This window comes from Micrococcaceae bacterium Sec5.1 (assembly GCA_039636795.1).
GTDB lineage: Bacteria > Actinomycetota > Actinomycetes > Actinomycetales > Micrococcaceae > Arthrobacter.
Map to the genome: position 1 here is coordinate 4,364,988 of CP143430.1, position 24,260 is coordinate 4,389,247.

The following is a 24,260-nucleotide window of genomic DNA, read 5'->3' on the forward strand; positions in this document are numbered from 1 at the left end:
TGCTTCAAAAATTGGAAAAGCTAGTTGGTCAGGCGTACTACGGTGACCCCGTTGGCATCCACCGGACCCAACGTGTAGCCGTCTGCCAGCGACACGTATTTGACGAAGCTCCCCACGATCCCCCGGCAATTCCCGGTGCAGGACAGCGAGGAGGAAACATAGGGACTCTGGTTATGGAAAACGTCCGGAAGAGTGGTGCCGCCGCTGAACTTCCATCCCGTCACTTTGAATGCTGCAAACGAGATCAGGTGGTAAATGGCTCCGCTTCCCGTGCCGGTGACGGAATTGAAGACCGGAAGCAGCACAATGATGTCTTTTCCGGCGTTGATGGTGGCCGCCCAGTTGTTCAGGGTGGTGGAACAATTTGGCGGCGCACTGTTCCCAGGTGCACTGCCGCCCTTGTTCAGCGCCAGGTCAATGGTGCCACCGCAGGAGCCAGGATCCTGGACAATCCATCCGAATCCACCCTCTACTGCCGCGCCTGAAGGCCCGTAGTTGCAGCTGGGGTTGGCGCCCGTGCCGTGAGCCTGCAAAAGCTGCTGGACGCCGCCAACGTAGCCCTGCACCTGGCAGATCGAAAACGTCAGGGGGAATGGAGTAGTTCCCTTACGTGGGCTGCCCCACTGTACGGTCGATGAGGTCACAACGTCCGCGGAATTCATGCCAAGGACACGACCGAAGACCAGCGAAACGGCATTTGGAGCACCACCCGCTTGCTGGGAGCCGGCGGACACGGTTACCTTCCGGTTAGTCAGATCAAGGTTTACCGAGTTGATGTTTCCAAGGCCGTCCACAGCATTCTTGTTGGCCATGTCCTTGGCGATCTGGGACGTACTCGAGCAATTCGGGTCGCTGGTGCTGGCGGCACACTTCTCAGCCACGGCCAGGGCGGCGGCATCGGATCCGTTCTGCGCTTGCGCCTTTTCCGAGTAGAGCTTTCCTGCATCCACAGCGAGGGCGGCAAAGCCAAGTAACGCAACCAGAATCAGAGCTATGAGGACCGCGACGGCCCCGCGTTCGGCGTCGTCGTCATTGATCTTTAGCCGCCACATACCATCACCCCCACGCCTTGCATCGGGAACGGTCCTGCGATTCCCGTGAGGGTGCTGAGTGTGTACTTGACGGTGACTGACATCTGCGCGCCGGACGTGCAGCTGGTGGCACTGAAGGTGAAGTTCGCATCTGCCAGCTTTGGGTTCAGGGTTACAGCCGCGTTTTTCGCTGCGGTCCTGGCCGCCGATTGATCATTCGCGATCGACATCACGCGCACGCCTTCGCGGGCGGCATTCGTAAGCGAGACCTGCGCGTTGTAGGCCCGCCCGAATTCCATGATCCCCAGCACCAGGAGGATCAGGACGGGTGCGAGCAACGCGAACTCGACCGCTACCGCTCCCCGTTCTGAAGCCCTGTGCATGTGGATCTGCCTTCTTATCGAAAGTGGAAAGAGGAACGGGTGGGTGGGGCCACCGACCCACCCACCCGGGTACCGCCGTAAGCCGGACTACTTTGAGCAGCTGCCTGGGACGGAAGGGACTGTAGCGGTGGCCGTGGTGGTGGCGGTCCAAGCGCCGCCCTTGACGGCACAGGCTGAGCTGTTGAAGGTCTCGACGAGGTTGTTGCCGAGAAGGCTGACGGCCACGATGATGACGACTGCGATGAGCGCAACCATGATGCCGTACTCGACGGCAGTAGCGCCGTTCTCTTCACGACGGGCACGGGATGCGATGGTGCGGAAGGTAGCAAACATTTTGAAAACTCCTGAGCGAGTTGGGGAGATGTGGGCTGGCCCGATACCAGCTCCCAATCAACGTAGCAACGGAAAGAGGCCCATATCGGAGTCCTTGGGACTTCCTGTGGAAAGCCTCTGGAACCTGCGCATTTCCTGCGCTAATCCTAGGAATGCCCTTGCTTTACCCGCACAAAAAAGGCCGCGCCATCATCGGCGCGGCCTTATCGTTGAGTTTTTATCAGCCCATTGCAGGCGCAACCACGGGTGGTGCGGAGAGCTGCTTACGCGCCCACCGGGCCAGCTTCTTGCCCTTGCCCTTCCACCAGTTGTCTTCATCCTTGTTGTAGTGCCAGCGGAAGATGATCATCACCAGCACGGCCATACTCATGGCCACGTGAATCCATGACCAGTTGACCGCTTCAGCCAGCGCGCTGATCCCCATCACGAGGATGGAAGGCACCGCCAAGGTCCTGAAAATCGTGTTTGCCACGTACCGTGGGCGTGAACTGGGTATGGACAGCGCACGCACCATATCGAAGCACAGGCACACCACTACCATTATTTGTCCCACGGACATGAGGAGAAGCCCGGGCAGCGACCCCGCGAACATTGCGGCCGATTCCATTCCTGTACTCAACGTAAACCCCTCCAACAAAACGTCATTTCAGATCCTCTGTGCTCCATTGAATCGGCTGCCGGAGGGGCGCGTCACGAGTAGTGAGTACTCGATTCCGGGCAGCATGACTACTTGGTTGCCTGCGGGGTACTTGGTCTGGTACGGCCGGACTCTCCACAACGCGGGGTCAGTTACGGCCCATAAATCCCCTCGGGATGGGCCCGAAGTGACCCCGCGTTGGGGGATATACACTCGCGGTGAGGGCGAAGCGCATGGCCAAGGATTTTCGGCACGGGTGTGAGCGAAGGGTCAGGATGTTCGGTTCGAAGAAGCAGAAGCTCAACGATCTGATGGAGGAGCTCAGGCCCGACCTGAGTCGGGAGTCGCTCGGCGTCGGGCCCAACTTCCCGGGTGTCGCCCCAGGACAGACGTTGCCGGTGCGCTACCGGCCGGCGGTCATGGACCACTACGTCGCCCTTGCCCGGGACGCAGACCCTGCCCAAGTGCAGCAGCTCTCTGACGAGATCGCGAGTCGCAAACAGGCCTGACCCGAACCCATCTCCACAACGCGGGGTCATTTAGGGCCCATGAATACCCTTGGGATGGGCCCTAAATGACCCCGCGTTGGGCGTTTAAGCGGGACTATGCTGGCAGCAGGGCTTGGTTTTTCAGATCCGGGGGGATGGAAGGTGTTTGGCTATGGGGGATAGCGTTTTCTTGCCGTTGGAGGATTACTTCAGCAGAATCGGAAGGCGCAGGGCGGTTGTCTTGTGCCAGTTGCCCTTGGCGGCCACGGTCACGTTGATTGTTTTCTTAGCAATCCTCTTCAACGCCAGCAGCCTCTTAGACCGTGTCTTCATCGTCGTCCTGCTCCTGCACGTCGTGATCCTCGGGGCATGCCTCGTGCTTCCGTGGAACCGTCTTCCCACATGGAGCTTCATCTTCATCCCCGTACTGGATTGTCTTGCTCTCGGCCTCCTGCGCGAGGTTGGCGGGCCCGTTCTCAGCGTCGTGGGATTGGTCATGGCGTTCCCCGTGATTTGGTTGTCGGTCAGCGCCAGCAAGGTTCGCGTGGCTTTGGCCATCCTGGCTACCCTCTGCGCCACCGTTGCCTCACCGTTCGTGTTGGGCCATCAGGTTGAACAGTCCGAGCTGATCCGCATGATTCTCTTCCCTGCAATCATGGGCGGTTTGGCCATCACCGGGCATGCCGTTGCTCGCGGGCTCATCAAACACACCGACCGGCTGGTCCGTAAGGATCGCGAGTTGGTGCGGCTCCATGGTGCCACCAAAGAACATGCGCAACTCCTGGACACTGTCCTTGAAACCGTCAACGTTGGTGTCTGGGCCATGGACACAAACGGTGCTGACATTCTGACCAACCGTCGCCTTCGCGCCGACCGTTCGTGGGCTGAGGAGTCGACGGACGCCGTGAACCCGTTCACCGTTGGGACTGCTCACTCCGATGAGGAACGGAAGAGTCCTGCGGATCTTGCTGTCCGAGGCGCCAGTTTCACCAACAGACTTGTGCGCGTAGGCGATGACGAGAAGCAGCGGACCTTTTCCGCCGCCGCGCGTCCACTGCTCGGCGAAGCGGGCGAGCTGAAGGGTTCCATCATTGCTTTCACCGACGTCACAGCACTGGTCAAAGCGCAAACAGCACGCGACAAGTTCGTTGCCACGATTTCCCACGAACTTCGAACACCGCTCACGTCCATCCTTGGTTACTTGGAAATACTCGATGACCAGCCAAATCCTGCCTTCATGGGCATCATCGAACGGAATGCTGAACGTCTGCTAACCCTCGTCAACGATCTCCTGCTGGTCGCATCCGAAGACCTGGAATTGCGTCGCCGGCCCACCAACGTCTCCGAGCTGCTCCAGGAGTCGGTCAAGAACGCCAGGCCTGCAGCAGCAGCACGGGGTATCACCATTTCAATGCAAATCCACGGAGACGTGGCGGCAGACGTTGACCCTGGCCAGTTCTCCAAAGCCATTGACCAGTTGCTATCCAACGCCATCAAGTTCTCCCCCGAAGGCACCCAGGTGGTTATCGGCCTCCGGGGGAATAACGGGGAGGTAGAGCTCTCCGTTCGCGATCACGGGATCGGGATGACAGAAGAAGAACAAGACGAAGCCTTCACCAAATTCTTTAGGGCCGATCAGGCAATGGAAACGGCAATACCAGGGGCCGGCTTGGGTTTGCCACTCAGCAAAGCCATTATCGAAGCCCACGGTGGAACGATCGGGTTAACCAGCCAACCCGGGTCCGGTACCACTGTTACGATCACTGTTCCTCGTTAGGTGCTCAGCAGCAACAACAAACGCGAACCAGCCAATAAATTCATTCTCTGGCTAAAAAGCGCGCGTTTAGACAAACACTTGCGATGACGTTTACAATTTTCGTCGATTAGTTGACGAATTTTGACAGCGCTGATGCAAGTCTTATCCAATGAAAAGCCTCTGCGTTCCATTGTTTACGCGGATTCCCCGGCGTACGGTATGAGGGCACCACGATTGAAACAGGTCTTGTACAACTTCTGGGGGAAATACATGTATCGAAGATTAGTCATGTTGGTCGGCGCACTTACTGTCGTGGTTGCAGGGCCTCTGGCCCCAGCCCAGGCTGTGGTCCCGAGCATCACGCCCGCCCAGGTCAACACCGGATTCTCCGGCAGCGCCTATGGCTCCTACATTTTCAATTCGGACAAATCACTGACATCAGGTCCGACTGCAAGTTCATCGATTAGCTGCACCGGCGTCACAGGATTGACTTCCACTAACACAGGAGCTGCGATCAACGTCGCCTCAGTCGGTACAGTCGGTGCCGCAACAACGAGTGTCAAGACGCTGATCTCGGCAACAGGCAAGCGAATCGAGGGAAAATCGAGCACTAATGGCGCGAACTTGCTGGGCGGACTCATCACGGCAGGCTCTATTATCTCCGAGAGTTCGGCCGAAAAGAGCACTACAGGAGTTTTTACTGGAGCCAATAAGACGACCATTGCGGCCCTAAAAGTCCTGGGTGTCCCGTTGGGAACGAATCCGGCCCCTAACACGGTTATTGATCTCAAGCTGCCGCTCCAAGGCTCAATTGGCAAAATTACCCTCAATGGCCAGGACAAGCGGCTGGTCAACGGCACCTATCAGGTATCAACCACTGCACTTCGCGTAGAAATCCTCAAAGCCGGGCTGGCTGGGCTGAAGGTCGGAACAGACATCCGAGTTGGGGTTAGCACCACCAATCTGACGCCAGCACAGGCGGGTTACTTAACCGGTAGTGGGTTTGGTACAAGGACCGTTTTGGCTTCGAACCTGATTTCATCAGGTCCCACCGCACTTGCGTACGCCAGGTGCGCTGGAGGAAGCAATCTCGCAAACTCGGTAGGAGCAACCATCCCGGGCCTTGCAACTACGGGAGCCACCACCACGAATACTGTCGGCGTCCTGACCCCGGAGCTCAAGAGCACTGTAACTAACTCTGTTGCTGGCCTGAATGTGCTCAGCGGCTTGATTCAGGCCGACTCCATCAAGGCAGAAACCACCGCCAGCCGAGCTATAGCAGGGGGCACCATCACCTTGAAGGACACGTCTTCATTCGTGAATCTCAGGATCGCAGGACTTCCCGCAATCAATGCCTCTGTTGCACCCAACACCGTAGTCCAAGTGCCAGGGCTGGGTCAGGTCACTTTGCACAAGGTGAGCAAGTCGTCCTCAGCAATAATCGTCACCATGGTTGAGATCGTCTTGAACCAGGCAATAGGCACACTGCCGACGGGTTCCAAGATCCAGATCGGCTATTCGACCTCTGGCATAAAGCAATAAACAACAAAACAATAAAGCGCGAATCCAGGCTTGGGGCGCCGCCATGGTGGCGGCGCCCCTCCCCGCGTCGACAAGAGTAAGCGCCTATCCCGCTCAGCAGAGACCGACCGCAGGTGACATGCCACCCCTCACGGAGCGCATGTCGGATAATCGAGTATGGGCGCCGAGCTACTGACAATTCCTGAATGTGCCCATGCCCCGGCTGCTCAGGAACTCTTCGAAGAGGCACTGAGGCTGGCCGGGGTTACCGGCATGGTGCACGTGGTGGTGGACTCCGAGGAGGAAGCAGCCTCGCTCGGATTCCACGGCTCCCCCACGTTCCAGATCGACGGACAGGACCTCTTTCCGGTCCTGGGAGACCCCGCGCTGAGCTGCCGGATCTATCCGACGACGGACGGTCCCCGGAGCCTGCCGTCTCTGGAATCGCTCTGAACAGCGATTCAAGACAAGCTGAAGGGCATTTAGCCTAGGGACGGGTCAGGAACGATTCCACTTTCCCCGGATCCCGCTCGATCACCGGCTCCAAAACCTGGTCAATCCTGCTGAGCAGTTCAGCATCAAGTTTCACTCCCGACGCCGTGGCGTTGTCCACCAATTGCTCTGGCTTGGACGCCCCCACGATCGCTGCCGAGACGTTGCTGTTCTGCAAAACCCAAGCCACCGCCAGCGCGGCCATGGACAGTCCTGCTTCCTTGGCAATGGGCTGCAATTCCTGGACCTTCTCCAACACCTCGGGACGCATGAACTTGTGGTCGTCTTTCAGAGTTCCGTCATCGGTGGTGAAGCGCGAATCGTTGGGCGCTCCCTTGCCTGGAATGTACTTGCCTGTCAGGACGCCCTGGGCCAACGGGGACCAGCAAATCTGTCCCAAGCCCAACTCCTCAGAGGTGGGAACGACTTCCTCCTCGATGACACGCCACAACATTGAGTACTGGGGTTGGTTCGAGATCAGCCCGATCCCAAGGTCTTTGGCGAGTGCGGCACCAGCCCGGATCTCGTCCGTAGTCCATTCGGAGACACCGATGTAGAGTGCTTTGCCGGCGCGGACGATGTCCGCGAATGCCTGCATCGTCTCCTCAAGCGGCGTTTCGTAGTCGTAGCGGTGGGCTTGGTAGAGGTCCACGTAATCCGTACCGAGCCTGCGCAATGAGCCGTTGATTGACTCCATCATGTGTTTACGCGAGAGCCCGCGATCATTCTTTCCTTCACCGGTGGGAAAGTAGACCTTGGTGAAGATCTCAAGGCCTTCACGCCGAACCCCCTTGAGGGCCTCGCCCAAGGCCGTTTCTGCACGGGTTCCCGCGTAAGCGTCGGCAGTATCGAATGTGGTGATCCCAAGATCCAGTGCTTGCCGTACGCACGCTGTGGCAGCTTCCTGATCGATCTGTTCGCCGTGGGTGACCCAGTTGCCGTAGGCCAGTTCGCTGATGTACATTCCGGAGGCGCCGAGCTTGCGATATTCCATGGGTTAAGTCCTTTTCTTCAGTGTGAGTGTTAGCTGCTAGGTGATTCTTAGCTACGTGGCGTGGCAGTTCGCCTGCCTCGCAAGGGAAATGGCGGCGCTGTAGTGCCGCGAACAACCAGCTGGGCGGACAGCACCAAATCCGGCTCCGCACCGGCGTCGGGCGTTATCAAAGCCAGCAACCGGCGCGCGGTTTCGGACCCCTGCAGGGCGACCGAGTGGTCCATGGTGGTCAGGTCCAGAATCTCTGAGAGTTCATGGTTATCGAAGCCAATGACCGAGATATCGCCCGGGACATCGATTCCGCCCGCCTTCAGAGTGCGCAACACGCCGAAAGCCATCTCGTCGGACGCTACGAAGACTCCTGTAGGGGCCACTTCCGCGCACAACAGCCGGGACATGGCCCTTGATCCGCCAGCTGTTGAATTCTCCTCGTGGACCTCAAGGTCTTGGCTGGGCTCCAGCCCTGCCTCGCCCAGAGCCTCGCGGTAGCCCTTCAAACGGTTGGCCGGCGGGACCCCGCCCAACGTGCTGTCTGCAGCCTCGCGAATTCCGATGAAAGCGATGCGTTCGTGCCCCAGATTGAGCAGGTGCCGTGCTGCTGCCCGCCCGGCCGCATGGTCGTCCACCCGAACACCAGGCCTGCCAGGAGTTCCCGACCCCAAAAACGCAACAGGTAAGTTCTGGGCTTCAAGGGCGGCTAGTTCCTCCGGAGTCGGTTGCAAGGCAAAGACCAATACTCCGTCGGCTCGACCGGTCAGGCTCGACCCAGCGAAGAAGCGCTCCCGCGCGGCAGTGTCCGCGAGTTCGTACAACAGGACGTCAAAGCCCGCTTGGCGAAGCACACGCCCCGCCGATGCCAGCACCTGCCCGAAGAACCATTTGGAGAGGTTGGGAGTGACAATCGCGATGGCTCCCGTCCGGCCAGTTGCTAAACGTGAACCAGCCAGCGAGGGAACATACCCTAGCTCTTGGGCAATGCGTTGCACGCGTTTGCGCGTCTCCAACGAAACTCCCGGCATATCCCGCAGTGCGCGCGAGACTGTTGATACCGAGACATTCGCACGTTCCGCGACCGCATCCACTGTTGACGACATGGGAATGACGGTAGCGGCACACGAAGATTAACGCAAGCGCTTGCAAACGAAGTAGCTGACCTGGTTTATCGAGATGGTGTTACTGACGGTGAGGAAGTATCACTGCCCTCCGAGGTGCTCATGGTCGGTGTCGACGAGGACGTTGATGTCGATTTCGACGACGACGACGAGGACGGCGAACTGGTCATGCTGCCGGACGAACTGGTCATCATCTCACTGGGAGTCCCGCCACTGCCCTCGGCTTTCTCTAGGACCTTGTTGATCAAGTCTTCAAGTTCTTTCTGGTCAGAATCGCCCAGGCTTGGCCCACTCTTCGTGGCGACCACCAGCAACCTCCCGTCGGCCGCGGAGACCTGCATGAGCTTCTTCTGGGTTTCACCGGAACGTGTACTGACGGTTCCGAATGTTTCCTTTGCCTTCGTCTTAGCGTCTAACTTCTCACTGGAGACTTCATACGTCTGACCTACGGCTTTCACGGTGAACTTGGCGCATTTGTCCATTTTGCCGCTGATGTCCTTGAGAACTTTCTCCGCGTCCGGACCCTCTTTACCGGATTGCGCGGACAAGGACCGGGGCTGATCACTGTCAGACACGGCGACGGCAACATCTCCGTGTTCAACCTTGTCTACCAGCCCTGCCGTGGCGATGTCCTTGCAATCCTGAGGATCGACGCTGGCCGTATTCAAAAGGAGGTCGGCGATCTTGCCGCCTTGGTCTACCTGCTCCTTGGAATAGAGCTTGAGCTCGTTGCCATCTCCATCCTTCATACCGGAGATCAGGTCCCGCAATTCGTCCTCGGTGTAGACCTTGTCCTGAGCCGGCATCGAGGTGGAGGCTGACGAGGTGGTGGCGGAAGAAGGACTTGCCGTGCTGCCCCCACCGCCACTACATGCCGCCAAAACCACTGCTGCAACTGCAAATACTGCAAGCGCTGGAACTTTGCGCATCAGATAATGCCTTCCGATGAACGTTGGGATTTTCTAAAGCTGCCCGCCAGGACCTGTGTCCTTAACTTCACCGCGCCAAGCACCTGTTTCCGTTCCACGGGATTCGATAAAGTCCTTGAATTTCCGTAGATCGGCTTTGACCTGCATCTCGTCGATCTTCAGTGCCGCACCAGCCTTCTCGGTTGCAGTTTCCGGTGCCCACTCGAAATGGACGTTGACTTTGGTGTGGGTATCGTCCATCCGCGTGAACCGCACGACGCCGGCATGGGACTTCCCGTCGGTACTGCGCCAGGCGATCCGATCATCAGGCTGTTGGTCGACGATTTCGGTATCGAATTCTCGCTCCACTCCAGCGATTTTGGTGACCCAGTGGTTGGTGGTGTCACTCAGCTGGGTCACGGCCTCCACGCCGGACATGAACTCCGGAAAGGACTCAAACTGGGTCCACTGGTTATAGGCAGTGTGCACTGGGACAGCGACATCAATGGTTTCTTCAACGGTTTCCATTTTTCCTCCTGTTGTTGAAGCGGCCCGCAAACAGCGGACAGCGGTAGGCCTCCGAGGCGCGCTGGAGTACGCGTCGGTTCAATGGTTGTGATCTCCGGGAAGTGGAGCACCTGAGGATAGTCGGATGGACTTCGTCCGGGCGATGGACAGTCGCCGGGGAGGTAGGGATCAGAGATGATCGACATCGACTGTTTCCTCAAGAAAGGGAGGCTGCTGCCCACCTCTGGACCTGCTCCCGCTTTTAGGCTAGACCTCGATATGTTGTGGGGCAAGCATCCGAGGAGCCCCGGGACGTGGAGGCAAAAGTGCCTTCTTCGGCAGCAATTTTCAGTTGTTTCCGGAGACAGCACTACCAACGTTGTACCGTCTTGCTTCCAACGTTGTACCCTGTGATCAGGGCGATTCCGGCCCTTTGCGCAGGGAAGGGAGCGGCCATGTCTGTCACTATCCGGGACGTCGCCAGGGTCAGCGGTTTTTCCATCAAGACGGTGTCCAACGTCATTAATGGCCACCCGCAGTTGCGCGCAGAAACGCGGGCACGGGTCCAGGAAGCCATTGACCAGCTGGGATACAGGCCCAACCTCTCTGCGAGGAACCTGAGGTCCGGGCGTACTGGAGTCATCGGCCTCATCATTCCGGATCTCACCACGGCCTATTTTGCTGAACTTGCCGACGCCGTCATGCGTGCCGCTGCCGCCAAGGGAATCGCTGTCCTCATTGAACCGATCGGCAGCGGTCGTGAAAATGAGCTGGCCGCACTTCGTGGCCAACACCGGCATATGGTGGACGGCATTATCTATAGCTCGCTTACTTTGGGATCTGCTGACACGGAAATTCTGAAGGGAGTGGACACTCCGCTGGTTGTCCTCGGTGATACATCCTTCGAAGGTCAGGTGGATCGCGTCACGATGGCGAACACCGCCGGAGCAAAGTCCGCCACCGATCACCTGTTGGCAATCGGCCGACGCAAGGTTGTGGCGTTGGGTGCGCATGAGGGCGACATCGTGGCGTCCGCAGAACTTCGCCTGGACGGATACACGGCCGCACTCGAAGAAGCCGGGCTGCCCTTCGATCCTAAGCTGGTTCGCTACGCGGATTCCTGGCACCGCAGAGGCGGTGCGGCCGCGATGACGCGGATGCTCGCTGACGGACTGGAGTTCGACGCGGTGTTTGCCTTCAATGACACCTTGGCGCTGGGCGCCATGCGCGTCCTTCAAGAGGCCGGGCTGCACATCCCCGAGGATGTTGCAATTGTCGGCTTTGATGACCTGGATGAAACGCAATACTCCTTGCCAACTTTGTCCACCATCAATCCACGCCGCGACCAGATTGCCGAGGCAGCCGTTGAGATGCTCCTGCGTCGCATAGAGGGCGGCGACGAGCCGGAGGCGAACGAGATCGAAACGGGCTTCTCCCTCCAAGTCCGCGAGTCTTCCGGCGGATCTCAGGACAGCGCATCCCTGGCGACATCTGCCGCTTGAAATAAAAAATGCACTGGGGTCTTGACCCCTCTCGAAGCACGGCGCATGCTTGATACAACGTTTACGTACAACGTTTACCTAAATCGTTGACAGCAGGTTTTGGGGACATGGCTGTCCCATTCACGAAAGGGCTGACATGAAAAGGTCGCTCACATTCCTCACCGTCGTCGCAGCAGCGTCGTTAGCGCTAACGTCCTGTTCGGGCGGGGGTGCAAGCGGGGAAAGCAAAGACGGCGCCAAAGCGGAACTCACGTTCTGGCACGGTTACACCGAGGCTGACGGGAAGGTCCTGAACAAGATCGTGGACGACTTCAACGCCTCACAGAATGAAGTCAGCATCAAAGTCCAAACCAATCCCTGGTCGGTCATTGATGACACACTCTTGCCGGCACTCTCCTCAGGAAAGGGCCCGGACATCGTTGCGATGCCGGCCGAACGGCTCCCCGTCTACGCTGATAAAGGGGCCTTCGTTCAACTGGACGACTTCTACAAGAATCCGTCCAGCAACCTCGACAAGCTGATTCCCGCCGCTGCGGACATGGAAACCGTCAACGGCCACAAATACGGCGTTCCATCCGGCTTCGTTCCGTTGGCGATGTTCTACAACAAGTCCCTGTTCGCCAAGGCTGGAATCACCACCCCGCCCACCACTTGGGACGAATGGATCGCCGCGGCCAAGAAGCTGACCGTGGATGAAAACAACGACGGAACTCCAGAACAGTACGGGCTGGGCTTGCCTGACCACGCGACTGTAGCCAACGGCGTCTGGCCTTCCCTCTTCTACGGCAACGGCGGAAACGTCGTCAAGGATGGCAAGGCTGTGGTGGACTCGCCGGAGAATGCGCAGACACTCAAGACGTGGGTGGACGCCATCCGGAACGACAAGATCTCACCAGCCGGCCTGGACGGTATCGCCGGTGACAAGCTCTTCAGCAGCGGCAAGGCAGCCATGTACCTTGGCGGGCCGTGGATGTCTTCCATCGCCACTGAAAACAAGATCGACTACGGCATTGCCGCCGTCCCTGCCGGTCCCAAGGACCAGGCAGCGTCCGCCATCGGTATTTCGATGGGCATCACAACGCAGAAGGACGAGGCGAAAGCCGCGGCAGCACAGAAGTTCTTCACCTACTTCCTGCAAAAGGAACAGGCCACAGCCTGGTCCCTGGGTTCGGGCTGGCCGCCGCTGCGCTCGGACATCCCCGCATCTGATGTCGCTGCGAACCCCGTAGTAGAAGCCTTGACCAAGCAGTCTGAGTTCGGCCGCCCGCTCCTGCCCGGCGTCGTGAACAGCACGGACGTTCTGACCGCCGTCGACAAGCTCACACAGCGCGCTGTGGCTGGCGAGAACATTCAGGATCTGCTCAAGGAAACCCAGGCGTCAGTCCAGAAGATCGTCGACGCCAAATAGTTGAACGGAACAGGTGCGGCGCCTGATGGGCGCCGCACCCTCCGGAAAGAAGCTCCCAAATGAGCACCACCATGCACAAGAAAACGACGGCGGCACCCCGCTACCGTGCGCCAGCCCCCTTGGGCGGGCGACGCAACCCGGCAATCGGCCAACGCCGCAAGAACATCCAGGCCCTGGCCTTCCTGGTCCCAGCACTCTTGGTCCTTGGCACGTTCACTGCCTGGCCCATGATTTCCGCCCTGCGATTGTCCTTCACTGATGCCAGCGGCTTCGGCAAGGAAAAGTGGGTGGGCTTCGAGAACTACGCCCGCATCTTTACGGATCCGGTCATCCTCAATGCGGTACTCAACACTGCCCTGTACGCACTGTTGTTCACACCAATGGCGGTGGCTCTTGCGCTCGTCCTGGCGCTGCTGCTGAACGATCCCCGGCTGCCATTTCGCGGATTCTTCCGAACTGCCTTGTTCCTGCCGTTCATTATCAGCCTCGCTGTTGCCGCGATTGCCTGGTCCTACCTGATCGACCCCCAGGTTGGTTTGTTGAACTACTGGCTGGGGAACGCCGGGATCCGCATCGGAAACGTCCTGCAGGATCCCGTCCTGGCCATGCCCGCGGTTGCCTTCGTCGCCGTGTGGAAAAGCTTCGGCTTCTACATGGTCATCTTTCTCGCCGGGTTGCAGGAAATCCCAGGCTCTCTCTACGAGGCAGCCAAGGTTGATGGCGCCGGGCCCTTCATGCGGTTCCGCCACGTCACCATGCCGATGCTGTCCAACACCACGGCTTTCGTCCTCATCTTCGCCCTGATCGCCGCCCTCCAGGCTTTCGACCAGATCTATGTAATGACTGGCGGAGGACCATACGGCCACACCGAAACCGTGGTCATGCAGATCTACAAGTCCGGGTTCCAGAAACTCGACGTCGGTTTCGCCTCTGCACTGTCCTATGTCCTGCTGGCCGCCACGCTGCTGCTCAGCGTTGTCCAGTTTGTTTTCTTCGGAAAACGAGAACGGGAAGGTGACTGATGTCCACCACGTTAGAACGGCAGCCCACCCCTGCCCGGGCAGGTTCCAAATCCCGCAACGCCACGAGATCAAGGCTGAACCGCGCTTTAGTGGTGGTTCTCCTGGGCCTTGCGACGGCCGTGATTCTCTTGCCCATCGCCATCATTATCTTCACGGCGTTCAAACCGGTGGCCGAGGTTAACGCTTTTCCGCCGACGCTCACCCCGGGCACGTGGACCTTGGACAATTTCACCAGGATCTTCCAGGACCTCCCCTTCATCCGGCTGATCGCCAACAGCTTCGTCTTTGCTGGTGGAGTAACGCTCTTTGCCCTCCTGTTCGACTCGCTGGCTGCCTACGCACTGGCGAGGATCGATTTCACCGGCAAGAAGTTCCTGTTGATTGCGATCATTGCCAGCCTCATGATTCCCTTCCAGGCCACCCTTGTTCCGGTCTACCAACTGGCAAGCGACCTGGGCTGGGTCAACACCTTCGCTGCGCTGATCATCCCCCGCGCCGCAGACGCCTTCGGGATCTTCTTCCTGCGGCAGTTCTTCCTGTCCCTCCCCCGGGACCTGGACAACGCAGCCCGCATTGATGGTGCCTCGGAGTGGCGCGTGTATTGGAACGTTGTCCTCCCGAATGCCATGCCCGCCATCTTGACGCTGGGAGTGTTCGTCTTCGTGAACAACTGGAACGATCTGCTCTGGCCACTGATCTTCACCACCGACAAGGACATGGGCACTCTGACCTCAGGGCTGACCCTCTTGACGGGACCGGGCGGAATCGTCCCCTACGGCGTGATGATGGCAGGCGCTCTCGTAGCCATCCTGCCCCTCGCCGCCATCTTTATGTTTGTCCAACGCCGCTTCATTGAGAGCGTCGCCACCACAGGATTGAAGTGAGGAAAAATTTGAACTGGCATGAAGACGGGCGCCTGCATTTCGGCCTCGGGATTGAAGACACCTTCATTCCCCAGGAACGCGCCGGAGAGCGGTCCCTGGACGAATACGAACTCACTCAGCACTACCGCTTCTGGCATCAGGACTTGGGGCTTGCCAAGGAGGCGGGCGCAGAGTTCCTGCGTTGGGGCATCCCCTGGTACAAGATCAATCCCGAGCGCGGGGTCTGGAAGTGGGACTGGCTGGACCAAGTGATGGAACGGTTCCAGGAACTTGGGCTGAAGCCCTTGGTGGACTTGATGCACTACGGAACCCCCACGTGGCTGGACAACCAGTTCCTGAACTCCAGCTATCCGGAAAGCGTGGCTGATTACTCCGCCCGGGTCGCGGCACGCTACGCCGATACGGTGGTGGACTACACACCGGTTAACGAGCCCATGATCCACACCCTGTTTGCCGGAAAGTTCGGGCACTGGCCACCCTACCTGGCGGGCGACGACGGCCTCGTCGCCTTGGTGCGAAACCTCTCCAAAGGATTTGTCCTCGCCCAGCAAAACATGGCCGAGGTGCTTGGCGAGCGGGCCATCTTCACTCACGTCGATGCTGGTTTCCGGTTCGTCAGTGACTCGAACAACGGCGAACATGATGATGAACTCCGTCACCTCAAGGCACGCTCCTATCTGGTGGAGGACCTGGTGACGGGCAAAGTGGATGCCAATCACGAGCTCACGCCCTGGCTCTCCCTGCACGGAATGACCGACCACGATCTGGCATGGCACCAAGAGAACATCGTGCTCCCTGATGTGATGGGCGTTAACTACTACCCCCTGCACTCCACCGAGCTCTTGGAATCTGCGCGTCCCGTCCGTGGTGACATCAACGATCCCCGTGCCGTCCGCAACGACTGGACGGAGGGATTGGCCGACGTTCTGACCACCTACGGCAAGCGTTATGGTGCTCCGGTTGCGCTCACCGAAACCTGCCTCACAGGCTCCTATGAGAGGCGGATCGAGTGGCTTGATGCCTCCGTACGATGCGTCCAGGAACTCCGAGCGGCGGGGCAGGAGATCGTGGGATACACCTGGTGGCCAGTAACGGATATGTACGAGTGGACCTACCGCTACGGCTCCGAACCGCTTGAACATTACCGACTCACCATGGGCCTTTGGGACCTTGTCCCGGACGAAATCGGCACCCTTCACCGGGTGAAGAATCCCGTCGCCGATAGGTTCCAGCATTACGCCGACGCAGCTGTGACCCAGCCGGCCGCTGGTATCACCAAAGAACCCGCATTCGCCTCCGAAAAAGGAAGAAGCCCGTGGCCACAGCACGCCTGACCCTCGACCCACGACGCACCATCGGCACAGTGAACCGCAGGATGTTCGGTTCATTCGTTGAACACCTCGGCCGCTGCGTCTATGACGGTATTTACGAACCCGGCCACCCCCTCGCCGACTCCGCCGGATTCCGGAACGACGTCAAGGAACTCGTCAAAGAACTGGGAGTATCAGCGATCCGGTATCCCGGCGGGAACTTCGTCTCCGGATTCAAATGGGAAGACAGCGTTGGCCCGGTGGAACAACGGCCCAAACGGCTTGACCTCGCATGGCACTCCACCGAAACCAACCAGGTGGGCCTCCACGAATTCGCAGGATGGCTCGAGGAAATCGGCAGCGAGCTCATGCTCGCCGTCAATCTCGGAACACGCGGCACCGAGGAGGCCTTGGATCTGCTGGAATACTGCAACCTCCCGTTCGGTACCGCCCTGGCCGAGAAGCGGGCAGCCAATGGCCACGACAAAGCGTTCAACATCAAAATGTGGTGTTTGGGCAACGAAATGGACGGTCCCTGGCAGATTGGGCATCGCAGCGCCGACGACTACGGCAAGATTGCCTCCCAGACGGCAAAAGCCATGCGCCAACTGGATCCTTCCATCGAACTTGTCGCCTGCGGCTCCTCAAGTGCCGACATGCCCACTTTCGGCGAATGGGAACGAGTGGTGCTCGGGCATACCTACGACGACGTCGACTTCATCTCCTGCCATGCCTACTACGAGATCAAAGACGGCGACCTGGGAAGCTTCCTGGCCTCGGCGGCAAACATGGACCGGTTCATCGACTCGGTCACCGCCACCGCAGACCACATCAAGGCGGTGAAGGGAAGCCCTAAGACCCTGAACATCTCCTTCGATGAATGGAATGTCTGGTACAACGAACGTTTCGAGACAGTCGATAAGATCACGGGCATAGACAACTGGCCCATCGCGCCCCGGCTTCTCGAGGACAGCTATACGGTTGCGGACGCCGTTGTGGTGGGAAATCTCCTCATTTCACTGCTCAACCATGCGGACAGGGTCACCTCCGCTTCCCTTGCCCAACTGGTCAACGTCATCGCCCCCATCATGACCGAACCCGGCGGACTTGCCTGGAGGCAGACCACCTTTTTCCCCTTCGCCCTGACGTCCCACAACGCAAACGGCGCTGCTCTGGACACTGGACTCGAAAGCGAAAAATACGACACCGCTGCCCACGGCACCGTCAGGATCGTCGACGCAGCCGCCACCCACAATCCCGACGACGGATCCGCCTCGGTCTTCCTCGTCAACCGCAGCTCAGACCAGGAATCTACCGTCACTATCGACACCAGCCATCTCCGGGACGTGCAAATACTTAGCGCCCTGACGCTGACCGATACCGACGTCTTCGCCGCCAACACCCTGGCCGATCCACATCGCGTTCAACTCCGTGACCTCGAGGGAACGGAGCAGGGCCCCGGCACCATCACACTTACGCTGCCACCTGTCTCCTGGGCAGCGTTGTTCCTGGCCAGCACCCCCGAAAGGGCCTGATACATAGCCAACAAGAAATGGGAGAACAAATGCACGAACAATCTGTGCCTTCAGCCATGCCCAAATTCAGGAGCAGCCCTCCACGCACGAGACCGATCGTCACCGCCGTCGTGCTTGTCATGCTGGCAGTACTGGCGGGCCAGTTCACTGCGATATCGCCCGCCGCGGCAGTGACTACCGGGAACGGTTCGCTGGTGTACTCACCGCCGGCGGGATCCTCGTTCAATCCGGAAGGCGGGCGCGCTGCAGGCACCACCTACGCCAAGGTCATCACCCTCAAGAACAACGGGACGTCGAACGGCACACTGCTGGCCACCTTCGACAAATTGGTGCTGACGAACGGCGTCCAAAGCTATCCGATCCACCGCAGCACCGATAACGGCGCAACGTGGACCAAGGTCTCCGAAGTGAATCCGAGCATTGACTTCCCCGCCCTGACGCGGACGGCCCAGCCTTTTCTCTTCGAACTCCCCCAGCAGGTTGGTAACCTGCCCGCTGGTACGGTTCTGCTCACGGGCATGGTAATGCCCGGAGACCGCTCCAGCAGCAGGCTTGTTGTGTACAAGAGCCTCGACAAGGGCGTTACTTGGTCATACCAGAGCACCATCGACTCCGGCGGGCCGGCAGTCTACGATCCCAGCCCCACCTCCACCACGAGCACTGTTTGGGAACCCTCCCTGGCAATCGACGGCAACGGCGGACTCGTAGCCTATTTCTCTGATGAGCGGCAAAAGGCAAACGGCGTGCTCCAAGCCGTGTCTTACCGACGCTCAACTGATGGCGGCCTCACCTGGGGTGCACTCGGCAATGTTTCTGCGCCGACAAACAACAGTGACCGCCCGGGCATGATCACAGTGACCAAGATGCAGGATGGCCGCTATCTGGCCACTTTCGAAGTGGTCAACCGTCCCAGCCAGTCGCAAAATACAGCGCCGGTCTACTTCAAGATCTCGCCTGATGGCCTGAACTGGTCGCCTGAAGCGAGCATCGGCACAAAAGTAGCTCTTAAAGACGGTCGAGGCATTGGATCCTCCCCCTTCGTCAGATGGGTTCCCACGGGCGGACCTAAAGGCATGGTCGTCATCGCCTCCAAATGGTCACTGGACACAGCCGGCAACATCGATGGCGGCCAGAACTTCTACGTCAACTACAACCTCGGCGACGGCCCCTGGGAACGGCTCCCCTACGCCGTCACCTACGACGCATCCGACACTCAAGGCGGGTCCTTCACCGGCTTCGCACAAGGCTTCGACACCAGCGTTGACGGCAGGACGCTCTACCAGGCCACCAACGTTGAAAATCCTGCTACCACCTACAACGATGTTCGAGTCGGCTCGATCCCCCTCGACGCCCAGCAGTACGAAGCCGAACGCGCAGTCCGGCAGGATGCAGCCCTGGTGAGCGATCCGGATGCATCCAATGGCTCAAAAGTAGGCAACATTAACAATGCCGGCAGCTCGGTCACCTTCACCGTGAGGGTGCCAACTGCAGGAACCTACACACTGAATATGCGCTACACGAACGGAACCGGAGCAAACAGCTCGCACTCCGTCAAAGTCAACGGGGGCACATCGACTACGTTGAATTACCCGGCGACCGTCGACTGGGGACGCTACGGCTGGGTGCAGATGACGGCTACCCTGGCGGCCGGAGCCAACACGGTGTCCTTTACCAAGGGAACCTCTTTCGCCGAACTCGATGTCCTCCAAGTCTTCAACCCGTCCAGCAGCCTGGATCCGCAATTCCGGGTTACCAACCGCAACAGCGGTAAATCTCTGGAAATACTCAGCGCCCTAATAACCGATGGCGCGGGAGCCGGACAATGGGGAGATACCGGCAATGCCACACAGCTATGGAGCATCAAGCAAGCCACCGGCGGAATCCAGCTCACGAACGTCAACAGTGGCAAGCTTCTCGAAATTGGCTCGGCAGCTACTGCCGATGGAGTTCAGGCGAGCCAGTGGGGACCCACAGGTAGCCCTACACAAGTCTGGTCACCGAGCGTCAGCGGCGGCTGGTGGAAACTCGCCAATGCCAACAGCGGGAAATTGCTGGAAATAGCTGGTGCTTCCACAGCTGATGGTGCCCATGCCCAGCAATACACGGCCAACGGCTTCACCTGCCAGGAATGGAAGCTGAACCGCGAAGGAATTCAGTAACTAGTCTGTTTTTCCTGGACATGAAGGACCCTCTGTACAGCTTTGCTTGCAGAGGGTCCTTCATTATGTGCCGCCGCCCATCCACTTTCAGCCTCGGATGCAACGGATGAAAGTGGCTGGGTCCGTTGTTGAAAACTTAAAAGTCCAGGCAAAGTTCCTTTTGAAGGAAGTGATCGAAATGGTCAAGATAGCGGTAGTTGTTGGGAGTACCCGTCCAGGGCGGCGAAGCAAGCAGGTGGCCGATTGGGTGCTGGAACGTGCGGTGGCCAAAGGCGGAGCCGAGTACGAACTGCTTGATTTGGCCGATTACAAACTGCCGCTGCTGGATGAGCCAATGCCTCCGTCAATGGGGAATTATCAGCACGAGCACACCAAGACCTGGGCGCGGGCCGTGGCCGAATTCGATGGCTACATATTTGTCACGGCCGAATACAACCACTCCGTTCCCGGAGCATTGAAGAATGCACTCGATTTCGTCTACGCCGAATGGAACAACAAGGCGGTTGGCTTTGTCTCGTATGGAAGTGCCGGTGGGGTGCGGGCGGTGGAAAACCTCCGCCTGATAGCAGGCGAACTCCAAATGGCCGACGTCCGGGCACAAGTGGCGCTGCCCTTTGCTACAGACTTTGAAGGTTTCACGACGTTCACCCCGAGTGCAACGGCGGAAGAGAACCTGGAGGTCCTCATTGACCAAGTCCTTGCCTGGTCGACGGCCCTGAAAACCATCCGTCACTAACACGTCTGGTTCAGTAGGAGACCCATCGGGCTGCGGCCGCTCAGGGCTGGATGTGACGCTTCAATGCATCCAGCGTCGTCTCTGGCGAGGTGTTGAAGCAGAACATGATTCCCGGCGATTCGGCGTTGCACGCGTTGATAACCCGTTCGAAGAGTTCCGTGTACTCCGGGACCATCCTGATGCCACCACCGATCATCACCAAGCCGAACTGATCACGGGCGAACGCTTCGCGAATCTCCGCTTCGGCCTCGTCCGGAGAGGTGCCGATCAGGCAGGACACAGCATCAAAATCTGCAGCGATGGTCGCCCCGAAGCCAGCCTCGATCCGCTCGGTCATGGTTGCCTCATCCAGTCCCGGCGGCAGTTTGCTGTAGTCAAGCGCCCGGGCATGGATTCCGACCATCAGGATTCGAGTCATGGTGCTCACTCTGCCACCCAAAGAAATGTTTGGTAAATAGCTGAGAAGGAACGCGACCCCCTGCTGGGAGGGGTCCTACCACAAGGGCTATGTGCCGCAGAACGTCGTATAAGGGCCGAAGCTCTCCGGTGCCGGCGCGGCGTAGTGTTCCAAGCCCGCGCGTTCGCTAAATGGGTTTTCAACTGCTTCAAGCAACCGCTCCGCCGGACGGGTGTCCCCCTCCGTAGCCGCCGCAAGTGCTTCTTCCACCAAGTGGTTGCGGGGAATATAGATCGGATTGACCCGGTCCATGGCATCACCATCAGGCGTGAGAGCACGCCAACGTTCCAGCCACGAATCGAACGCTGCCAGATCAAGAATCATGCGTCGAGTGGGTTCAGCCGGCCCGCGGGCGGCCTTTCCCAGGTTCCGGAAAAACGAGGTGTAGTCCGCGCGTGACTCCTGAACCAGCTCAAGCAGGTCATCCAGCAAAGGTGAGGCAACGCCGTCGTCAATTCCCTCAGGTAGCCCAAGCTTGGCCTTCATGCCGTTGAACCAGGCAGCGCTGTACTGCTGACGGAACCCGTTGAGTGCATCGACGGCAAGGGCCACCGCCTGCTCCTCATCCTCATGGATAAGAGAGGCGAGGGACTCGGCGAAACGCGCAAGATTCCACTCGGCAACCAACGGCTGGTTGCGATAGGCATACCGTCCGGATTCATCAATGGAGCTGTATACCGCACCCGGATCGAAGCCTTCCATAAAGGCGCACGGACCATAATCGATGGTTTCGCCAGACACAGTCATGTTGTCGGTGTTCATGACACCATGCACGAAACCGACGAGCATCCACTGGGCCACCAGCTTCGCTTGGACCGCAATGACGCCCTTTAGGAGACCGAGGTAGCGGTTGGCTTCGCCAGCAGCGGACGGGTGGTGGCGTTCGATCGCGTGATCAGCAAGGCGGCGCAACAGATCCATGTCGTTGGTGGCTCTGGCGTATTGGAAACTGCCTACCCGCAGGTGACTGCTGGCAACCCGGGTCAGAACGGCGCCCGGTAGGAGAGTCTCGCGCTGAACCGGACGGCCCGTTGCGACGACTGCCAGAGACCTCGTGGTGGGAATGGTCAGAGCATGCATAGCCTCGCTCACGATGTATTCGCGAAGCATGGGCCCAACCACCGCCTGGCCGTCGCCGTTCCGGGCAAAGGGAGTCCGCCCCGAGCCCTTGAGGTGGACGTCGCGGAGCTTCCCGTCAGCGCCGGCGATCTCACCCAACAGGAGGGCGCGCCCATCCCCCAAACGCGGTGAGTACCAGCCAAACTGGTGACCGGAGTATGCCATCGCCACCGGGGTTGCGTCCTCCGGGAGGGAATTACCGATCAGCAGCCGCACGCCCTCCGGGCTGCGGAGAAAACCGGGATCAAAACCGAGCTCGACGGCGAGCGCCTCGTTGAGAACCAGAAGCTGGGGATCAGGGGCTTCCTCCGCCCGCCAAGGAATAACCATCTCAGGGAAGTCCCGCGCGAAATGGCCCTCAGAGGCGACGGTGGTATGCGCAATTTCGCTCATCATTCAAGGATAGCGATGCGGGAAGGGCCGCCGCAGGCGATGCCTAGATCATTCCACCGCGCGCGCCGATGATGAGTTCCAAGGAACGGAGCACAGCGAACGGGACAACGCCGCTGGTGCGCGGGTTTTGCGGCGACACTTTGTTGCAGATTTCAAAACGGTAATTCCCGCTGTTTCCTGAAGCCTCAATCAAGTGCGTCGTTAGCTCGGCCGCCGGGTCGGCCCTTACGGAAACGGCCACAGTGTCCCAGTCCTCTACTGCAAGGGCGACGGCGGCTGCCACGTTGAGCGACTTCGGGAACAATTTTGTGGCTCGGGCGGCGGACCCTGCAAAGATCTCGATAGGGCCGGCAGTATTCCGAATGCGATCAGCCTCAACCTCGTCCATCCAGGGCTGAATCAGGGAACCCGGGAGCTTGGTTGTGGTTATCCTGACGGCGTCATAGCCCGTTGCGCGGGCGCCCGAAGCCAACAAGTCCAGGCCACCAATGGAGCCCGGGGTCAAGAAAAGCCTGCCAGGGCCTGCGGCGGACAATCGTTGTGAGAGGTCAGGGTCCGCAAGCGCCCCGAGTGATGTAGCGAGCAGGTCTACGCCCGCAGAAAGCACAGCCTCGCCATGCTCGACCAGGACCTCCTGCCCGGCACATTCAACCAGCAGGTCACAGCGCTCCAATGCTTGGTCCATCTCAAGCTGGGGTGCCGGCGCGTTGTCTATGGCGCTGCGGCAAATGATTCCCTCAAGCGTGGCCCCCTTGACTTTTCCAGCGGCAATGTCAGCAGCAACACGGGCCCCAATGGCTCCATGTCCGATGATTCCGATCCTGCGGGCTCCTGGCTTCATTCGATTCCTTGCTTGATGGAGTGGATGGACGAACCCGCGCCGTGATCTAGACGTTCAGCGTAAGTTCGTCCGCGGAGGAAGCCTTCGGGTCATAGGCGACGATGGAGGCTTCGGTTTTTTTCAGTAGCAGCGCCAGTTGTTCGATCTCCTTGGCGGTCAGGCCGGCGAGCATATTGCGCTGCGTTTCCAGATGCTTTGAAATGACCTCGTCAATGAGCTCCTTGCCATGGTCCGTCATCTGGGCGTAGACCACCCGACGATCCTCCTTCGACCGAACCCGCTCAATGAGGTTTTGTTCCTCCATACGGTCCAGCCGGAAGGTGATACCGCCCGTAGTCAGCATGGACGAACTCGCCAATTCACCAGCCGTCTTCCTGTGCGGCGGGCCGGATCGACGCAAGTTCGCCAAAACATCAAAGGATGCCAACGTGAGCCCGTACTCCTCATAGTTCACATCCTGCACAGCTCGCTGCCGCGCCACCAGGCTCTGCAAGCGGCCAAAGACGCCGATGGTCTTGGGATCAAGGTCCGGGCGTTCGCGGTGCCAGTCCTCAATAATGGCGTCCACGGCGTCCGTGTCAGTGTTCCGCGATTCGGTGGTCATGCGCACTCTCTCCTTCATTCGGTCTAAGCATCTTAACACTGAGCTTCCCAACGAACGCAGCAAATTTTGAGCACTTTCCACCGGCATCTTGCAGCACCTCCCATTATATCTTAGTCTTGAGATAGTTA

The 24,260-nt window shown here is 59.1% G+C and carries 24 protein-coding genes; 12 read left to right on the forward strand and 12 right to left on the reverse strand.

What is annotated here, in order from left to right; genetic code table 11:
- Positions 1–20 precede the first annotated feature (20 nt).
- The 4 genes from VUN82_19875 to VUN82_19890 all read right to left on the reverse strand — a co-directional run bounded on the left by VUN82_19875 (position 21) and on the right by VUN82_19890 (position 2,354).
- A complete protein-coding gene (locus VUN82_19875; GenBank protein ID XAS71321.1) occupies positions 21–1,052 on the reverse strand; it encodes a Tad domain-containing protein in 1,032 nt (343 codons plus the stop codon).
- A complete protein-coding gene (locus VUN82_19880; protein XAS71322.1) occupies positions 1,040–1,414 on the reverse strand; it encodes a TadE family protein in 375 nt (124 codons plus the stop codon). The genes VUN82_19875 and VUN82_19880 overlap by 13 nt, the downstream gene beginning before the upstream one ends.
- Before the next feature lie 87 nt (positions 1,415–1,501).
- On the reverse strand, positions 1,502–1,747 hold the full coding sequence (locus VUN82_19885) for a Flp family type IVb pilin (GenBank protein ID XAS71323.1): 246 nt from the start codon (positions 1,745–1,747) through the stop codon (positions 1,502–1,504).
- 220 nt (positions 1,748–1,967) lie between these two features.
- Positions 1,968–2,354, reverse strand: coding sequence for a hypothetical protein (locus VUN82_19890; GenBank protein XAS71324.1), 387 nt, complete (start codon positions 2,352–2,354; stop codon positions 1,968–1,970).
- Positions 2,355–2,617: 263 nt separating this feature from the next.
- On the opposite strand from VUN82_19890, the gene VUN82_19895 reads away from it, so the two are divergent.
- The 4 genes from VUN82_19895 (at position 2,618) to VUN82_19910 (ending at position 6,602) form a co-directional block, all read left to right on the forward strand.
- The gene (locus tag VUN82_19895) at positions 2,618–2,893 is read left to right on the forward strand and encodes a hypothetical protein (GenBank protein ID XAS71325.1); all 276 of its coding nucleotides are present in this window, start codon (positions 2,618–2,620) and stop codon (positions 2,891–2,893) included.
- A gap of 151 nt (positions 2,894–3,044) precedes the next feature.
- Positions 3,045–4,649 (forward strand): HAMP domain-containing sensor histidine kinase, encoded by a 1,605-nt coding sequence (locus VUN82_19900; protein XAS71326.1) that lies wholly within the window; start codon positions 3,045–3,047, stop codon positions 4,647–4,649.
- A gap of 267 nt (positions 4,650–4,916) precedes the next feature.
- On the forward strand, positions 4,917–6,170 hold the full coding sequence (locus VUN82_19905; protein ID XAS71327.1) for a choice-of-anchor P family protein: 1,254 nt from the start codon (positions 4,917–4,919) through the stop codon (positions 6,168–6,170).
- 156 nt (positions 6,171–6,326) lie between these two features.
- A complete protein-coding gene (locus VUN82_19910; protein ID XAS71328.1) occupies positions 6,327–6,602 on the forward strand; it encodes a hypothetical protein in 276 nt (91 codons plus the stop codon).
- 34 nt (positions 6,603–6,636) lie between these two features.
- Here VUN82_19910 and VUN82_19915 read toward each other — a convergent pair whose 3' ends face one another.
- The 4 genes from VUN82_19915 to VUN82_19930 form a co-directional block, all read right to left on the reverse strand.
- A complete protein-coding gene (locus VUN82_19915) occupies positions 6,637–7,635 on the reverse strand; it encodes an aldo/keto reductase family protein (GenBank protein ID XAS71329.1) in 999 nt (332 codons plus the stop codon).
- 47 nt (positions 7,636–7,682) lie between these two features.
- Positions 7,683–8,729: a LacI family DNA-binding transcriptional regulator gene (locus VUN82_19920; protein ID XAS71330.1), complete on the reverse strand. Its 1,047-nt coding sequence runs from the start codon at positions 8,727–8,729 to the stop codon at positions 7,683–7,685.
- Between the two features lie 65 nt (positions 8,730–8,794).
- On the reverse strand, positions 8,795–9,676 hold the full coding sequence (locus tag VUN82_19925; GenBank protein ID XAS71331.1) for a hypothetical protein: 882 nt from the start codon (positions 9,674–9,676) through the stop codon (positions 8,795–8,797).
- 33 nt (positions 9,677–9,709) lie between these two features.
- On the reverse strand, positions 9,710–10,183 hold the full coding sequence (locus VUN82_19930; GenBank protein ID XAS71332.1) for an SRPBCC family protein: 474 nt from the start codon (positions 10,181–10,183) through the stop codon (positions 9,710–9,712).
- Between the two features lie 434 nt (positions 10,184–10,617).
- Here VUN82_19930 and VUN82_19935 point away from each other — a divergent pair, with 434 nt between their 5' ends.
- The 8 genes from VUN82_19935 to VUN82_19970 all read left to right on the forward strand — a co-directional run bounded on the left by VUN82_19935 (position 10,618) and on the right by VUN82_19970 (position 20,718).
- A complete protein-coding gene (locus tag VUN82_19935) occupies positions 10,618–11,664 on the forward strand; it encodes a LacI family DNA-binding transcriptional regulator (protein XAS71333.1) in 1,047 nt (348 codons plus the stop codon).
- 136 nt (positions 11,665–11,800) lie between these two features.
- Entirely contained in the window at positions 11,801–13,072 is a 1,272-nt protein-coding gene (locus tag VUN82_19940; GenBank protein XAS71334.1) for an ABC transporter substrate-binding protein, read from the forward strand.
- Positions 13,073–13,131: 59 nt separating this feature from the next.
- A complete protein-coding gene (locus VUN82_19945; protein XAS71335.1) occupies positions 13,132–14,094 on the forward strand; it encodes a sugar ABC transporter permease in 963 nt (320 codons plus the stop codon).
- On the forward strand, positions 14,094–14,978 hold the full coding sequence (locus VUN82_19950) for a carbohydrate ABC transporter permease (GenBank protein XAS71336.1): 885 nt from the start codon (positions 14,094–14,096) through the stop codon (positions 14,976–14,978). The genes VUN82_19945 and VUN82_19950 overlap by 1 nt, the downstream gene beginning before the upstream one ends.
- Entirely contained in the window at positions 14,975–16,312 is a 1,338-nt protein-coding gene (locus tag VUN82_19955) for a family 1 glycosylhydrolase (GenBank protein XAS71337.1), read from the forward strand. The genes VUN82_19950 and VUN82_19955 overlap by 4 nt, the downstream gene beginning before the upstream one ends.
- Positions 16,294–17,823: an alpha-N-arabinofuranosidase gene (locus tag VUN82_19960; GenBank protein XAS71338.1), complete on the forward strand. Its 1,530-nt coding sequence runs from the start codon at positions 16,294–16,296 to the stop codon at positions 17,821–17,823. Before VUN82_19955 ends, VUN82_19960 begins: the two co-directional genes overlap by 19 nt.
- 29 nt (positions 17,824–17,852) lie before the next feature.
- Positions 17,853–19,982 carry an RICIN domain-containing protein gene (locus VUN82_19965; GenBank protein XAS71339.1) on the forward strand — a complete coding sequence of 710 codons (2,130 nt, stop codon included), beginning with the start codon at positions 17,853–17,855 and terminating at the stop codon, positions 19,980–19,982.
- 178 nt (positions 19,983–20,160) lie between these two features.
- A complete protein-coding gene (locus tag VUN82_19970; GenBank protein ID XAS71340.1) occupies positions 20,161–20,718 on the forward strand; it encodes an NAD(P)H-dependent oxidoreductase in 558 nt (185 codons plus the stop codon).
- 40 nt (positions 20,719–20,758) lie between these two features.
- Here VUN82_19970 and VUN82_19975 read toward each other — a convergent pair whose 3' ends face one another.
- The 4 genes from VUN82_19975 to VUN82_19990 form a co-directional block, all read right to left on the reverse strand.
- Positions 20,759–21,136: a hypothetical protein gene (locus tag VUN82_19975; protein ID XAS71341.1), complete on the reverse strand. Its 378-nt coding sequence runs from the start codon at positions 21,134–21,136 to the stop codon at positions 20,759–20,761.
- An 87-nt stretch (positions 21,137–21,223) separates the two neighbouring features.
- Entirely contained in the window at positions 21,224–22,687 is a 1,464-nt protein-coding gene (locus tag VUN82_19980; GenBank protein XAS71342.1) for a YdiU family protein, read from the reverse strand.
- Positions 22,688–22,730: 43 nt separating this feature from the next.
- Complete coding sequence (locus VUN82_19985) at positions 22,731–23,528, reverse strand: aspartate dehydrogenase domain-containing protein (protein XAS71343.1); 798 nt, start codon at positions 23,526–23,528, stop codon at positions 22,731–22,733.
- 46 nt (positions 23,529–23,574) lie between these two features.
- Entirely contained in the window at positions 23,575–24,132 is a 558-nt protein-coding gene (locus tag VUN82_19990; GenBank protein XAS71344.1) for a MarR family transcriptional regulator, read from the reverse strand.
- Positions 24,133–24,260 lie beyond the last annotated feature (128 nt).

What these genes read in the sequence shown, in the direction of transcription:
- VUN82_19875 (XAS71321.1), bottom strand. Translation starts at nt 1,052, where the DNA reads ATGTGGCGGCTAAAGATCAATGACGACGACGCCGAACGCGGGGCCGTC.
- VUN82_19880 (XAS71322.1), bottom strand. Translation starts at nt 1,414, where the DNA reads ATGCACAGGGCTTCAGAACGGGGAGCGGTAGCGGTCGAGTTCGCGTTG.
- VUN82_19885 (XAS71323.1), bottom strand. Translation starts at nt 1,747, where the DNA reads ATGTTTGCTACCTTCCGCACCATCGCATCCCGTGCCCGTCGTGAAGAG.
- VUN82_19890 (XAS71324.1), bottom strand. Translation starts at nt 2,354, where the DNA reads ATGGAATCGGCCGCAATGTTCGCGGGGTCGCTGCCCGGGCTTCTCCTC.
- VUN82_19895 (XAS71325.1), top strand. Translation starts at nt 2,618, where the DNA reads ATGGCCAAGGATTTTCGGCACGGGTGTGAGCGAAGGGTCAGGATGTTC.
- VUN82_19900 (XAS71326.1), top strand. Translation starts at nt 3,045, where the DNA reads ATGGGGGATAGCGTTTTCTTGCCGTTGGAGGATTACTTCAGCAGAATC.
- VUN82_19905 (XAS71327.1), top strand. Translation starts at nt 4,917, where the DNA reads ATGTTGGTCGGCGCACTTACTGTCGTGGTTGCAGGGCCTCTGGCCCCA.
- VUN82_19910 (XAS71328.1), top strand. Translation starts at nt 6,327, where the DNA reads ATGGGCGCCGAGCTACTGACAATTCCTGAATGTGCCCATGCCCCGGCT.
- VUN82_19915 (XAS71329.1), bottom strand. Translation starts at nt 7,635, where the DNA reads ATGGAATATCGCAAGCTCGGCGCCTCCGGAATGTACATCAGCGAACTG.
- VUN82_19920 (XAS71330.1), bottom strand. Translation starts at nt 8,729, where the DNA reads ATGTCGTCAACAGTGGATGCGGTCGCGGAACGTGCGAATGTCTCGGTA.
- VUN82_19925 (XAS71331.1), bottom strand. Translation starts at nt 9,676, where the DNA reads ATGCGCAAAGTTCCAGCGCTTGCAGTATTTGCAGTTGCAGCAGTGGTT.
- VUN82_19930 (XAS71332.1), bottom strand. Translation starts at nt 10,183, where the DNA reads ATGGAAACCGTTGAAGAAACCATTGATGTCGCTGTCCCAGTGCACACT.
- VUN82_19935 (XAS71333.1), top strand. Translation starts at nt 10,618, where the DNA reads ATGTCTGTCACTATCCGGGACGTCGCCAGGGTCAGCGGTTTTTCCATC.
- VUN82_19940 (XAS71334.1), top strand. Translation starts at nt 11,801, where the DNA reads ATGAAAAGGTCGCTCACATTCCTCACCGTCGTCGCAGCAGCGTCGTTA.
- VUN82_19945 (XAS71335.1), top strand. Translation starts at nt 13,132, where the DNA reads ATGAGCACCACCATGCACAAGAAAACGACGGCGGCACCCCGCTACCGT.
- VUN82_19950 (XAS71336.1), top strand. Translation starts at nt 14,094, where the DNA reads ATGTCCACCACGTTAGAACGGCAGCCCACCCCTGCCCGGGCAGGTTCC.
- VUN82_19965 (XAS71339.1), top strand. Translation starts at nt 17,853, where the DNA reads ATGCACGAACAATCTGTGCCTTCAGCCATGCCCAAATTCAGGAGCAGC.
- VUN82_19970 (XAS71340.1), top strand. Translation starts at nt 20,161, where the DNA reads ATGGTCAAGATAGCGGTAGTTGTTGGGAGTACCCGTCCAGGGCGGCGA.
- VUN82_19975 (XAS71341.1), bottom strand. Translation starts at nt 21,136, where the DNA reads ATGACTCGAATCCTGATGGTCGGAATCCATGCCCGGGCGCTTGACTAC.
- VUN82_19980 (XAS71342.1), bottom strand. Translation starts at nt 22,687, where the DNA reads ATGAGCGAAATTGCGCATACCACCGTCGCCTCTGAGGGCCATTTCGCG.
- VUN82_19985 (XAS71343.1), bottom strand. Translation starts at nt 23,528, where the DNA reads ATGAAGCCAGGAGCCCGCAGGATCGGAATCATCGGACATGGAGCCATT.
- VUN82_19990 (XAS71344.1), bottom strand. Translation starts at nt 24,132, where the DNA reads ATGACCACCGAATCGCGGAACACTGACACGGACGCCGTGGACGCCATT.